Source organism: Nostoc sp. CHAB 5836 (genome assembly GCF_020829445.1).
In the GTDB taxonomy this organism is placed as follows: Bacteria; Cyanobacteriota; Cyanobacteriia; order Cyanobacteriales; family Nostocaceae; genus Nostoc.
Genome location: NZ_JAIVFV010000175.1, coordinates 1 through 13890, shown reverse-complemented (window position 1 = coordinate 13890; position 13890 = coordinate 1). Strand labels below are relative to the sequence as shown.

The following is a 13890-nucleotide window of genomic DNA, read 5'->3' as shown; positions in this document are numbered from 1 at the left end:
AACTTTTAGTTCAGCGAGAAACTTTGCGGGTGGAGGTAGCTCAAAAGGAAGTGCCTTGGCAGATTGCTTCTGAGGCAATAATACCGCGTGATCTTGCGGGGAATCCCATTCCAGTTCCCAATGACGCTACTAAACAATTAGGTATGGCAGTGTTTATGGGTCTGATTCTGGGAACGGGAGCTGCATTACTTGTAGAGAAATTTCGCAATGTTTTCTCTACCACAGAGGATATTCGAGATGCAATGGCTGAATGGCCTGTATTAGAAGTGCCTTCTTTTGCTCTGAGTACAAGCCAAGTTTCCAAAAATACGGCAGTCTCTGAAAGTGGTGAAAAAAATAGAGTTGAACATTCTAATGCTTCTCTAATTTTAGAAACTTTTATTTCTTTATACGCCAGCATCCGTTTTCTGACTTCCGATTCACCTGTCCGCTCTTTGGTTGTCTGTTCTCCTGAACGTGATGATGGCAAAACTACAACTGCTTTGCATCTAGCTCAAGCAGCAGCAATCAAGGGTCAGAAAGTATTGTTGGTAGATGCAAATTTACGTCAACCTCAACTTCACACTGCGCTCGGTTTGCCTAATTTACAAGGACTAAGCAATATCCTTTGCGAAAACTTGGAGCCTCAACAGTTCATTCAGCGATCGCCTTTGGATAATAACCTGTTTTTGTTAACTGCGGGTCAACTTCTAACAGACTCTACCAGACTGCTTGCATCTACTCGGATGCAGCATTTAATCAAGGAATTCCAAAAAGATTTTGATTTAGTGATTTATGATACATCTCATTTGCTAGGTTTTGCAGATACCAAGTTTATAGCTGCTGATACAGATGGTCTATTGATGGTAGTGAGAGTTGGCAAAACTCATCGCTCTGGAGTCATGCAGGTATTGAATCAATTAAACTCTTCCAACTTACCAATCTTAGGTATAGTGGCTAATCAAGTTTAAAAAAGCATAGATAGATCGTTCGGACGGCTGATCAGCCACATCTATGCGGTTCGTTTTTTCATAGTTTTGCGTCAGTCCTGCTTTAGAAAAAAATTGAAGCTCTTCTCATCAAGCTTTCTGTCGTAAGGTAAGCAGATCGACAATGATAACTATTAACCAACAAGTGATTTTATTTCTTGAGATTGTCCTGTTTGTGCTTGCACTTGGAATTTTTATACCAATTTCTGTACTTTTTGTTGAATGCAGTGCAGCGCTCTTTTCTAGTGAAAAAACAAAATACTCTACTATTACGTCCCGACCTAAAGTTAATGTATTGGTTCCAGCTCATAATGAAGCCTCTGGAATTAGTGCAACGCTAAAAACATTACTACCACAGCTAACGGCACAGGATCGGCTAATAGTAATTGCCGATAATTGTGATGATGATACAGCAGCTATTGTCCGTCGGTTCGGTGTAACAGTGATCGAACGACAAGAACCTAATCAGAAAGCCAAGGGATATGCCTTAGATTATGGTCTGCGATTTATTGCATTAGATCCACCTGATGTGGTTGTAGTGATTGATGCAGATTGTATTGTTCATTCGGGCACAATAACTCAGTTAGTCTGTCTAGCAGGTGCTACGGGTAGACCAGTCCAGGCAAGTTATTTAATGAAGCAACCACACAATCCAGAACCTAAAGACGCTGTGTCGATGCTGGCTTTTATGGTTAAGAACCTGGTTCGTCCACAAGGGTTAGACCGACTAGGGCTACCTTGTTTATTGACAGGATCAGGTATGGCTTTTCCCTGGTCAGTGATTTGTAAAGTCTCTTTGGGTAGTAACAATATTGTCGAGGATATGCAGCTGACTTTGGATGTTGCTAAGGCTGGATACGCTCCAATATTTTGCTCCCAGGCAAAAGTTACAGGAGTACTCCCACAACAAAAATATGCAGCTCAAAGCCAAAGGACACGATGGGAACACGGTCATCTGCAAACTTCATTAACGCAAGTCCCTCAGCTATTCAAAGATGCTGTTTGTCAAAAACGTTTCGACCTATTAGCGATCGCTCTAGATTTGTGTGTACCACCCCTGTCTCTGTTAGTAATGCTTTGGGCGGCTAGCATGGGAGGAGCCTTATTAGCAGCAGAATGTGGAGCGTCATGGATTCCAGCGATATTACTTGTTATAGAAGGGGTTCTAATTTTTACTTCAATTGTTGGAGCTTGGGTTAAGTTTGGCCGTACTATCTTACCATTGGAGAAGCTTTTAACAGTTCCTCTGTACATTCTGTGGAAAATCCCAATTTATTTAGCTTTTCTATTGCACCGTCAAACAAAATGGATTAGAACGCAAAGGGATACCGCCGAACGGCACTAAGTATTGCATAATAATGGGTATAAATTTTTCATATTCCCAATTTAAGTCAAAAAATGAGCTAACGGACAGTATAAAGATTGGCGATCGCTTTGCTCCCAACTGACGGTATCCCCTGAAATGCTGATTAATAGCCTATTTTATAGTGTCTGGGTGTTTTGTTGAAATGTCCATGTGGCAGGGGTTCTAAAAAACTTTGTGATCTACTGAATTTACTACAAAAAGGGGGAGAGAGGCTGCTGTTGGCAGCCTCTCTCCCCCTTAATAAGGATTATCATTTTTATTAGTCGTATATTTTATTTCCTGGAAGTCCCTAAAGTCTTCATAATTTTTTGATTCCTGACTGATATAAGAGTAATGTCATCTGACGCTTTTTTTCTCGGAGTCTAATGAGTAAGTTAGTTGTTTTGAATTTGGGTAAGGGCGACCTCTACAAAGGGTTTCCTGATGTCACAGTTCAACTTGGGTTTCCAAATGGGCCACGTGCGATGGAATTTCGCGGTAGTTTGCCAGCAGCACCAGAAATTCCTCAACTTTATCGAAATTGGCAAATACTATACTCGGCTCTCTATCGCTATTATGGTTGGCGTCTACGTCTCGAAATCGAAGAGACTAATGTTACAAATTTTTCGGAAGTCGAATTTAACGATTTATGTCAGGAATTATCATCTATAATTAATATTTGGCTAAACTCAAGGCAGTTTCGCAAAATCGATCAAAAGTTACGCACGCAATTAAATCCAAATGAAGAAATTTGTTTTATGATTGCAACTTCTGATAAATTATTGCGGCGTATACCTTGGCATTTGTGGAACTTTTTTGAAGATTATCCAAATGCCGAAGTAGCACTTAGCTCATTAGAACCACAGGCGTCAAATAAAATATATACTCAAGAAAATAAAGTTAAAATATTAGCGATTTTTGGCAATAGTAAAGGAATTGATATTAGTCAGGATAAGCGATTTTTAGAAAATCTATCAAAACAAGCTAAAATAAATTTTTTGGTAGAACCAGAACGAAAAGAGTTAAGTAACGAACTTTGGGAAAAAGGTTGGAATATTCTATTTTTTGCTGGACATAGTTACAGCCAAGAAACTGGAGTGTTACAAATAAATAAAAGTACGACCATTACTCTAGATAGATTAAAATATGGACTCAAAAAAGCAATTGAGAGCGGATTGCGCTTGGCAATTTTTAATTCCTGCGATGGCTTAGGTTTAGCAGAAGCATTAGAGGATTTACACATTCCCCAAGTGATTGTCATGCGCGAACCAGTCCCAGACTTGGTAGCACAGGAATTTTTAAAGCATTTTTTAACAGAATTTTCTAGTGGGCAATCTTTATACTCTGCACTGCGCTCGGCGCGAAAAAGGCTCGAAGGTATAGAAGATAAATATCCTTGTGCAACTTGGTTGCCAGTAATTTGCCAAAATCCCTTGGAAGCACCAATGACTTGGCAGTTGCACCGAAAGATGCTCACCACCAAGAGTTTTTTGACAATATTGCTGGCAAGCTTTTTGGTAACAAGTTTGGTGATCGGGGTGCGGTATTGGGGTTATCTGCAAACGTCGGAATTACAGGCTTTTGACCATTTTATGCAATTGCGATCGCAACTTGTCACTGAACAACCTGATGAGCGGATTTTAATTATTACTATTGATGAAGCAGATATTCAGTACCAAATGAATAAAGGAATGCAAATGCGATGGTCATTATCTGACCAAGCACTTGCTCAACTATTGGAGAAATTAAATAAGTACGAACCACGAACTATCGGTTTAGATATTTACCGTAATGGTGTTGTAGATCCTAAATATCCAAATTTAGCTGCTCGTTTTAAGGAGGATAATCGTCTATTTTTTGTGTGCAAAGTTGCGACTACTGATGATGATGGTGAGAGTGATGGTATTCCCCCACCTTCTGGAGTTTCAAAGAAACGGTTAAGCTTTAGTGATTTTGTTGCAGATGATGAAGTTATTGCTCGTCGCCAGCTTTTACATTTGGCTCCTCCCCCAACATCTCTATGTACCACAAAATACGCTTTTAGTCTACAACTAGCACTTGATTATTTACATAAAGAAGGACAAACATCAAATGTTACAAAAGAAGGTTATTTACAGATTGGTAATGTTGTGTTTAAGCAATTAAACGAACACACTAGCGGCTATCAAAAAGTGGATGCATCTGGTTATCAAATATTGTTGAATTATCGTTCTCTCCCCTCTGTTGAAAAAATTGCCGAGCAAGTTAGTTTGAGAGATGTATTAGATGAAAAAATTCCATTAGAATCAGTTCAATTACTCAGAGACCGCATTGTTCTTATTGGTCTTTCTGCCCCCACCAATACGAACGATTATTGGAAAACACCATTCAGTGCTAATGTAAAACCAAAGCAAAAACAAATAGCGGGGGTGTTTGTACAGGCGCAGATGTTAAGTCAAATCCTAAGCGCAGTCTTAGACCGCAGACCTTTGTTATGGTGGTGGTCTGGATGGATGGAGACAATTTGGGTATGGGGATGGTCATTGCTAGGAGGTATTACAGCGTGGTATTATTCAAAACCTCTGTACCGGGGACTGGTAGTGATGGTAACACTTTTGACACTATTTGGGTTATGTTTTGGCATTTTTATATTGGCTGGATGGGTGCCATTTATCCCCTCAGCATTAGCGTTGCTAGTCACCCAAGTAGCGGTAATTTCATGGTTTAGACGTTCTCATCTTAACAAGATAAGACATTAAGATGTTGCCAAAGGCAAATGAAATTTTTATCATGATTATAAAAAAATTACTAATCCAACCAATTCAAAATGCTTGCGTAATTCCTTTGGTATTGATTAGTTTGATCAGTTACTCGCAATCAGTGCAGGCACAACTTCCGAATTCTGATTTTTCACGCTATATGGAAAAACTAAGGCGAAACCTAACCCCCGATCAAGTTTCTCTACAAGGGTTGGGGAAGAATTCAAAGCCTCTCTCCTTGCAAAAGAGAGGTTTTCCAGATCCCGTGAGAAGTCAGCTTCCGAATTCGATTCAAAACACTGTTAAAAATTTGCCCCTCCAATCTTTTGAGCAACTGAATTTGCCCAGAAACGGCGCACCTACAGGTCGGCGCAGAGCAGGGGCTGGCCGCAATCCTGAGTGTCCTAACTCTCTGACACGTTTTACTGCTTTGGTACCTGGTGATGGAGGGAAATCAATCTTGGCATCAACGATTGCAGAAAATCCAACTTTTTGGTTTTATGTTCCTGATCTGCGTGAAACCGCGCGTTATGCGGAATTCGTGTTACAAGTACAAGATGAAGATGGTAAAGATGTACAGGAGATATATCGAAGACCTCTTACTCTGTCTGCAAAACCGGGGATAATCAGCATTACTTTGCCAGCACAACCGCAATATTATTTAAAAGCAGATCAAAAATATTATCACTGGTACTTTCATATTTATTGTGGTGATCCAGAAAAAACATCTGACAATTTTTATGTAGATGGGTTTTTAGAAAAGCAGGTGCTGACACAGGCTCTTGATAGTCAGTTGGAGGCAGCAAAACCAAAGGAGTACATTGCCTATAGTGTCAATAATATTTGGTACGATGCCTTAACTAATTTAGGTCAATTGCGCCGCGCAAATCCGCAGGATGCAACTCTTAATAAAGATTGGGTGGACTTATTAAATGCAGTTGGCTTGCAAGACATTGCTAAAGAGCCAATTGTACAGCATTACAACTTGGAAAAATAAGAGTGTTACTAAAAGGATGTTTTAAAAGTGGCGGGCTGTAATTTTAGGCACTTTTAGATCCCCCCTAACCCCCCTTAAAAAGGGGGAAGAATCAAAGTCACCCAATTCATCGGAGGATTTAGGGGGATCTAAAACGTTTTTCTACCGACAATAGGACTTTTAAAACATCCTCTAAGAAGTGTCTCACTCGTCAAAGTTAGCTTGACAGACTACTAGCTGAAAAACATCTATAATTACGAATTATGTTGACCAACTTTTAGTTGAGGGAAAGTCAACGTCCAATTCTGTTTATCATTGAGGTGAAAGTAAAAACCTTGGAGCATGAGCCGCAGAACTGTTCGAGTTCTAATAAACTTCCTCACCAGATAAGTTCCTGGTTCAGCAAAAATATTATCAAAGTTTTTTTTATGACCAAATTGTTTTGAACAGTAACTGCCAGCACCTTGGACTGTTACCAGAAAAAATGGAGCTTGTTTGTATTCATCAGGAATCATAAAGATTCCATATACATGGTGACGACCACGCCACGGCTGAACAATAACCTTGGTAGCCTGTACTTGAAATTTTGTAGTTTTTGATGCTAATAAACCATCGAAATTGCAATCAGAATCATTCACAGGCCACCACAGTGTAATAATACTCAGCGAGAGTAGCAAAATTAAAAGATAGCGGAGTCTGCGACGCATAAAGCCAAGAAAAATTGTTGGTGTGGCTGGTAGAATTTGATGAGTAATGATAGTGAAGCCACAGCAGTAAGACTATCCACCTGCAACACCTTCTAAAAAGCGAAAACAAAACGTTACAGTATTAAACCTAGCTGACAAACAATCGGGTTTTTGTGGCTGTTAACACTGATTTATGCTCAAATTTTTAGCTGTGATGAATTCTACAATTTGCTGCTTTTGTTATACTTTTGATGTAGCTCTGTTTGCATCAGGAAATACCTTGAGGAGATCAAGGCGTAGGCGCAGCCCATCGTAGACGTCGTGATCAAGTAGAGAAAAAAATCTGATTTTATTTCTAGGGAATTATTGGGGTAGTCAAATACACAAATATCCGTTATATTCCCGTAAGTAGCAATTGGTATAAAAGGTTATGGGAAGAAGTTGGATAAGTCTTAAGACAATTGCGGGTTTTTTTGGCGCAATTGCACTTACACAGTTGGGGGCAAATACCTCGGCCATTGCGGCTGACACAGTTGTTCTGCGTCTGGGTTTATTTACAGAATCCATCTCCTTTGCAGAGTTGCAAAAGGCTGCAAAAACTGGCTACTTACCTGAGAGTTTGCAGCCTTACGTTCAAGGATTATCTGAACAACAACGCCGTTTCCTGTTGGGGGCGCTGCGGACGAATATACCGATGAATGTTGTCACTGTTAATAGGTTAGTTAATAGTCAGATTGGCACAACTATTCTTAATGACCTCGCTACAGCCTTAGCCCGAAAGGACAAAGCTGGGGTACAAGCACTGAGAGCAGGATTGGTATTAGGTTCTACATCACCATCTGGTCTTTCTATACTGAGTTTTATCGCGGCTTATCCTAGTAAACGCCTAGAAATTGATTTACCACAGGCTTTTATCGTTGCAAGGAGTTTGAATACGGCTTTTTGGCGTACCCAGCAATTTATGCTAGCGTTGACGGGTAGCGGCTTGTCGTCAGACATCGCTCCCGAACTCAACCCCAGAACACCGCAGATTGCTTTCCCTTTTGATCCCAGCCAAGCAGGAATAGCTCAAGTAAAAATACTCAACTTGAGTCTGAATGACCAAAAGCGCGATCGCAAAATTGCAGTTGATATTTACTGGTCAACTACTGCAACTCCCCACAAACCAATAATTGTTTTTTCTCACGGCTTGGGATCAGTCCGTACGGACTTGCGTTACCTAGCCGAACATCTAGCATCCCACGGTTATGTCGTAGCAGCTTTAGAACATCCCGGTAGTAATGAGACAAATACTAACTCAGCATTACAAGGCAAAACCAGAATTGTAAAGCCTCAGGAGTTTTTAAATCGTCCTCAAGATATTAGTTTTGTTCTGGACGAATTAGAAAAGCTCAACCAAACGGCTAATCATCCACTGCAAGAGAAACTTGCAACCAATAAAGCGATGGTCATTGGCTATTCTTTTGGTGGTGGTACAGCTTTAGCACTTGCTGGAGCCGAATTTCAACTGGAACCTCTCAAACAACGTTGTAAAAAGAACTTGGCTATCTTCAGTCTGGGAGAAGCTATGCAGTGCATCGCTCAAGAACTACCAGAAAATACCTATCGACTACGGGATACTAGAATAAAACAGGCGATCGCTCTCAATCCTACAACTTCTCTGATTTTTGGCGAAACTGGATTAACTAAGGTGCAAGTTCCTACCCTAGTGTTAGCAGGTTCCGGAGATAAAACCACCCCAGCTTTAACTGAACAGATTGTGGGATTTAACAAAATCCCATCACCAAAATGGCTAGTTGGTATTATTGGGGGTACTCATCTAAGTGTAAAAGACCCCAGTACCACTTTGGATCAGATAGGGAAACCAAATACACCGATTAGTGGCGGTGAAGTTGTAGGTGAAAAAGCAGCAGATGTCCGCAAGTATGTTAAAGCTATAGCTTTGGCCTTTGCTGCACAGCTGACTCCAGAAGCTAAAAACTATGCTATCTTTTTGACATCAGATTATGCCCAGTTTGCCTCAACTGCCGCATTTCCATTTCGCCTAGTTAGGCAGATTCCTCCTGATGCAATGGCAGTGGTCAAAAAATTTGTTGATGAATAAAGAACTTCTCATTAGACATAGGAGTGAAATTAAATATGCATTACCCAGAACCCTTGTTTTGACGTAGCACTGCTACGTCAAAACAATTCATTTTTACTCCTATGTCTATTAAACAAATATCCGATGGTTCAAAGGTAGGGCAGCTACGCTCGTCGTAGACATTGCTATTATAAACATCAGGCTATTATGTACTCCAACACCTACAGCATAAAGTTTGAGGTTTTAGATGAAAGTCGCAGTTTTCAGTACAAAAGCCTATGATCGGCAGTTTTTGTCAACAGTAAATTCTCCCACCCAACACGAGTTAGTGTTTTTTGAACCCCGTTTAAATCGGGATACGGCCATCCTTGCTGCGGGATTTCCGGCGGTTTGCGTATTTGTACATGACCAGGTTGATGCCCCGACTTTAGAACTTCTCGCTTCACGGGGAACTCGCCTGGTTGTCCTCCGGTGTGCAGGGTTTAACAATGTAGACTTACAAGCCGCCGCAGATTTAGGAATTACTGTTGTGCGTGTTCCTGCCTATTCACCCTATGGGGTAGCAGAACATACCGTAGGATTGATTTTGAGTCTAAATCGCAAAATTCATCGGGCCTATAACCGTGTCCGAGAAGGCAATTTTTCCCTAGATGGACTGTTGGGATTTAATTTACATGAGCGCACAGTGGGGATTATCGGCATCGGCAAAATCGGTCTGATTTTAGGACAGATTATGAAGGGGTTTGGCTGTCACCTACTCGCCTATGACGTTTATCACAATCCAGAACTGGAGGCGCTAGGTGGAAAGTATGTAGAACTACCTGAGCTATTTGCCAACTCCGATATTATCTCTTTGCATTGCCCACTGACTCCCGAAACGCATCATTTGATTAACGCTGAGGCTATAGAACAGATTAAGCCAGGTGTAATGCTAATTAATACTAGCCGAGGAGCGCTGATTGATACCCAAGCAGTAATTGAGGGGTTGAAGTCTGGTAGAATTGGCTATCTTGGTGTGGACGTATACGAACAAGAATCGGAATTATTCTTTGAGGATTTGTCTGGTGAAATTATTCAAGATGATATTTTCCAGCGTCTGACAACATTTCCGAATGTACTCATTACTGGACATCAAGCTTTTTTTACAGCAGAAGCTCTCCACAATATTGCAGAAACAACTTTTGCTAATATTACTGATGTTGAACAGGGTCGTCCTTGTGTAAATGAAATTCGCGCTCAACCGTCACCGAAGGTAATAGACGTCTCCAGAAATTAAATATGCGTTACCCAGAACCCTTGTAGAGACGTAGCAGTGCTACGTCAAAACAATTCTTTTTCGGAGATGTCTAATGGTTGGCGATCGCTAAGAAAGTATATGTAAAATAGCGACTTTGTATTTGAGATCAGCGATACACTGAGGAAAATTCCTTGAGGAAGCGTTGATGGCACGATCAAGTGGGGTTACAACTGAAACGTCTGTACAGCAATTGCCTACAGTTTCAGACAAAGATACACTAACAATTGAAAATTCACCTAAGCCAGTGGAGGATGCTCAGGATATTGATGATATATTAAACTCACTCAAAACTTTACTCAGCACCCTAGAAAAGCTGCAAAAAGTCCGCCAGGAAGTGGGTGATATCAAACCGTTGATTGGACGGATGCTTGATGGAGAACTGGTTGCTGCTGAAGAACTTGAGCAACTTAAGGCAGGTGTGAGCAGTCTTTCTCGTCTTGTTCGTGCTTATAATGACCATCAAGTAGCGTTGGCTAAAGCACAACCTGCTAGAAACTTGCTAGATCAAGTGCTGAAAGAACGTAAAGCTGACTAATCCCCATTACCCTTGTTCCACAGGGTATGCCGAATTCCCCAATTCGAGAAGCGATCGCACTCCTAATTACTCAAATGCGATCGCCTCTCCATTACTTTAAAGTTTTGGATCATGAATATGCATCCTCAATTAGTCTATTATAAGTTAAGTAATTTTACTGAAGTATTTCATAAAGCTTTAAAATTTTCGTCTTTAACACTTTATTAATAGTCCGAATTTATCAAATTTGTGTAAAAATATTGCTGAATCTTTGAAGAATAGATTGACGTTACTATTCGCCAAGTTAAGCTGATAATAATATGAACAGGAAGCCTTTTTTATTGAGAACTGGAATGACCGCTAATCCTTTATCAATTAGTGACGAAGAACCCGATTATCTTGCATTGAACTCTAGGCAACTAAATGTGCAAATTGCACAAGAGGAGGTTTATAGCTTCTTTGTGGAAATTGTCAAAAAGTTGCCACCAGGGGATGTTTTACGCGAATTCAAAGGTTTATTTATTGACGGTCTTGATTCCGAGCATTCTGATTATATACCTGGAATATACGGCATTTTTCTGGATGATAATGAACAGGAGTTACATAATACACTTAAACGGTGCTGCTACATCATAATTAATAATTGGAAAACCAACAGAAAAGACAAATATATCCAAGAATTAGTGAATTTATTTGTTAATGATAATCTGAAGACTAAGACCCAAAATCCTGCAATAGTAAAGATTTGCAAAACCTGGATAGGAAATTTTGTTAATAGTAAAGATTACCAAGATCTGAAATTATTTGTCACAAAACATGATGAATTATCTAAAGGTCATTGGGCTAATCGCTATAGTTCCTATTTATTAATTGATCAATCTAATAATGATAAAAATTCTAGAGAGCAACAAGAGGCAGCTAGACAGCTTTCTAAACAGATAAAAGACCAATTTAAGTTTGAGCTAGCAATGTATATTGCTCGTTCTCAATCTGCCGTATCAAGCAAAACACGCTACACAAATCCCAGTATTTTGGGCGATCATACTCTGCGTTTAATCAAAGCAATTGTCTTAAAAAGAGGTGTGTTTAGCCATGAAAATATTGCCCATATATTTATCAAGCAAACTGAAAATCAAACTCTTGAAGAATTTAAAATAAATCTGGAAAAATATCTATTTTTCTCTGTAGAAAATCCCGAATCAGTCGAAAGTTTAAGGCAGCAGTTTGCAGATAGTTTATCCCTATGGAAGACGGATTATAATCAAGAAATTATTAATAAAGAATTGTTTCTGAGAACCTGTAACCGAGTGATTGATTGCTTGACAACAGAAAATTGTAAAGAACCTTCGTTATTATTTATCTTATTGCTTACTCAAGGTCATGCTTTAACATTGGTAATTATATTGTTAAAAATTATTTTGATTTGTCTAAATTCCCGCAAGCATTTAGAAAGTCGGATTGCTCATTTGATTCGTTTTTACGAACAGTATCCAGAAGAAGAATGTCATGGACTAATAAATTTTATCGAGATTTTTAATATTACCTTTGCAATTTATGCAGAAAATGTAGAATACAACCTGATTAAGATGGAAGAAGATGAGCAAAGCAGTAATTCTCAGTTAAATTTGGATGCTTATCGTGTGTTTTCACAGATGAAAGTAGATAGACAGAAATGAATTTTGCCTGATTCATGATTTAGCGAGGCGTTGGTCTAACCAAGCCAAAGCAGCACCCGCAGTTTCAGCTAGAATACTGATGAGGCGATATAGAGCGATCGCACTAAATACTAAAGCAGCTGGAAAGTGGTGTCGTAAAAGTTCATATGCAGTCGCTTCAAACACGCCTAACCCACCAGGGGCCCCCGGTATGATAAACCCCAACAACCAAGCGCAACTAAAAGCCCCCAGCAACAAAGGAATTTGATTCACATTCAACGAACTCAGCGCAAACATAGTTAATATAAACCCTGTGGCGCGTAGTCCCATAAAGCCCAATTCTCCTAACAAAGGTCGTAGGGGGTAGCTTTTAAGACTGAAGGGAAGAGTTGGTTCAGTGTTAGTAACAGACTTTTTTGCTTTCAATTTGTACAAAAAGCGAATAACTGGGTTTAAAAACCAAGGATGAATTGCACAAAGGACTACAGCTAAACTCACTAATTGTAGTATTTGCAAAACAACGGTAGTATTAGCTGCCGCAAATTGGCTACTGCATAGGACAATAATGATTAAAGCAGCCGCTAGCATGAGTAGCGGTTCCAGCAAAACGCTTAAGGTGGCTGCACCAGCAGAAATATTGGCATTTTTGGCAACTACAATTCGCCCGTAGTGATGCCAGATATTACCTGGTAAATATTTAGCTATGTTCGTTTTGAGGTAAACTTGGATAAATTGGGGAGATGATACAGGCTGATTTAACTCTTGCAGAATCCAAGTCCAGATCCAGCCAGCCCAAGTATGTGCTAGTAATGTTATCCCTGTGGCGATCGCCATTATTGCCCATCCTACCCCATCAATGCGGATAGCAGTCACTTCAATCCAATTATCCTTCAGAGCTTTCCCTAAAAAAAACAGCGTTCCCCCCAAAATTATCCAGCGTAAAAATTGCTTCATGGATTTAGTAATTTAACGGTTAGAGCAACAAGGGCTGAATACCTCAACTATTACAGTACTTCAGCTACCGATCCAAAGCTTTTGAAGTATTAAACAGGTTAATGTAGTTCTTTTTACGAAACCTATATTACTTTATTTTATATCTCTCTAGAGTTAGATAAAAATATTGTTTTGCTACTACTTAAAATGTGACCTGCGCTAGAGGTCAACGGCATTTTAATATTTATATCCTAAGTAAGACCTTAATTACAACAAAATGCAGGATTAAGTAACTCGGCATGATAAAACCTATGTATGTTTAGTTTTATAAAAACTGTAGAACAACGAATTTCTAAGTTGTTTACTGATTTTACATTTTTTCACATAGGTTAGTTTTTTGAAGCCGACTTACTTAGACAGATAAAATCATATTTTTATCTGGATGCTTTGGATGTAAAATTAATTTCAAATGCCACCTTGGTTGAAGTTTAACTTAGTTAGAAAAATGCAAGGAGTTAGAAGTATGAAAAAAGCAATGAATTGGCTGAAAAACATTCGTCCCTTGAAAGTTTTAACTGTTTTCTTAGCAGGGATCTTTCTATTTATGGCACAGGCTTGTGGCGCTCCAGGAATAGCAACACAGCCACCACAACCGGACGCTCAAGCACCTAGTACTCAACGGTATGATCCGACAA

10 protein-coding genes are annotated in these 13890 nt (G+C 39.6%); 8 read left to right on the top strand and 2 right to left on the bottom strand.

Features of this window, described 5'->3' with window-relative positions; translation table 11 throughout:
- The 4 genes from LC605_RS25930 to LC605_RS25915 form a co-directional block, all read left to right on the top strand.
- Positions 1 to 950, top strand: a 950-nt coding sequence (locus LC605_RS25930) for a CpsD/CapB family tyrosine-protein kinase (RefSeq protein WP_229550371.1), incomplete at its 5' end; no start/stop codon positions are given.
- A gap of 142 nt (positions 951 to 1092) precedes the next feature.
- Complete coding sequence (locus tag LC605_RS25925; protein ID WP_267868668.1) at positions 1093 to 2313, top strand: glycosyltransferase family 2 protein; 1221 nt, start codon at positions 1093 to 1095, stop codon at positions 2311 to 2313.
- Between the two features lie 386 nt (positions 2314 to 2699).
- Positions 2700 to 5051, top strand: a complete 2352-nt coding sequence (locus LC605_RS25920; RefSeq protein WP_229550370.1) for a CHASE2 domain-containing protein — start codon at positions 2700 to 2702, stop codon at positions 5049 to 5051.
- A gap of 31 nt (positions 5052 to 5082) precedes the next feature.
- Positions 5083 to 6048 (top strand): DUF928 domain-containing protein, encoded by a 966-nt coding sequence (locus LC605_RS25915; protein ID WP_229550369.1) that lies wholly within the window; start codon positions 5083 to 5085, stop codon positions 6046 to 6048.
- Between the two features lie 233 nt (positions 6049 to 6281).
- Here the strand turns inward: LC605_RS25915 and LC605_RS25910 are convergent, their stop codons facing one another.
- Complete coding sequence (locus LC605_RS25910) at positions 6282 to 6734, bottom strand: hypothetical protein (protein WP_229550368.1); 453 nt, start codon at positions 6732 to 6734, stop codon at positions 6282 to 6284.
- A gap of 409 nt (positions 6735 to 7143) precedes the next feature.
- On the opposite strand from LC605_RS25910, the gene LC605_RS25905 reads away from it, so the two are divergent.
- From LC605_RS25905 to LC605_RS25890, 4 genes are all read left to right on the top strand, one after another.
- A complete protein-coding gene (locus tag LC605_RS25905) occupies positions 7144 to 8817 on the top strand; it encodes an alpha/beta hydrolase (protein ID WP_229550367.1) in 1674 nt (557 codons plus the stop codon).
- 226 nt (positions 8818 to 9043) lie between these two features.
- Positions 9044 to 10072: a 2-hydroxyacid dehydrogenase gene (locus LC605_RS25900; RefSeq protein ID WP_229550366.1), complete on the top strand. Its 1029-nt coding sequence runs from the start codon at positions 9044 to 9046 to the stop codon at positions 10070 to 10072.
- 166 nt (positions 10073 to 10238) lie between these two features.
- On the top strand, positions 10239 to 10628 hold the full coding sequence (locus tag LC605_RS25895) for a hypothetical protein (RefSeq protein WP_229550365.1): 390 nt from the start codon (positions 10239 to 10241) through the stop codon (positions 10626 to 10628).
- A gap of 332 nt (positions 10629 to 10960) precedes the next feature.
- Positions 10961 to 12283, top strand: coding sequence for a hypothetical protein (locus LC605_RS25890; RefSeq protein WP_229550364.1), 1323 nt, complete (start codon positions 10961 to 10963; stop codon positions 12281 to 12283).
- 12 nt (positions 12284 to 12295) lie between these two features.
- On the opposite strand, the gene LC605_RS25885 is transcribed toward LC605_RS25890, so the two are convergent.
- A complete protein-coding gene (locus tag LC605_RS25885) occupies positions 12296 to 13216 on the bottom strand; it encodes a lysylphosphatidylglycerol synthase domain-containing protein (protein WP_229550363.1) in 921 nt (306 codons plus the stop codon).
- Positions 13217 to 13890 lie beyond the last annotated feature (674 nt).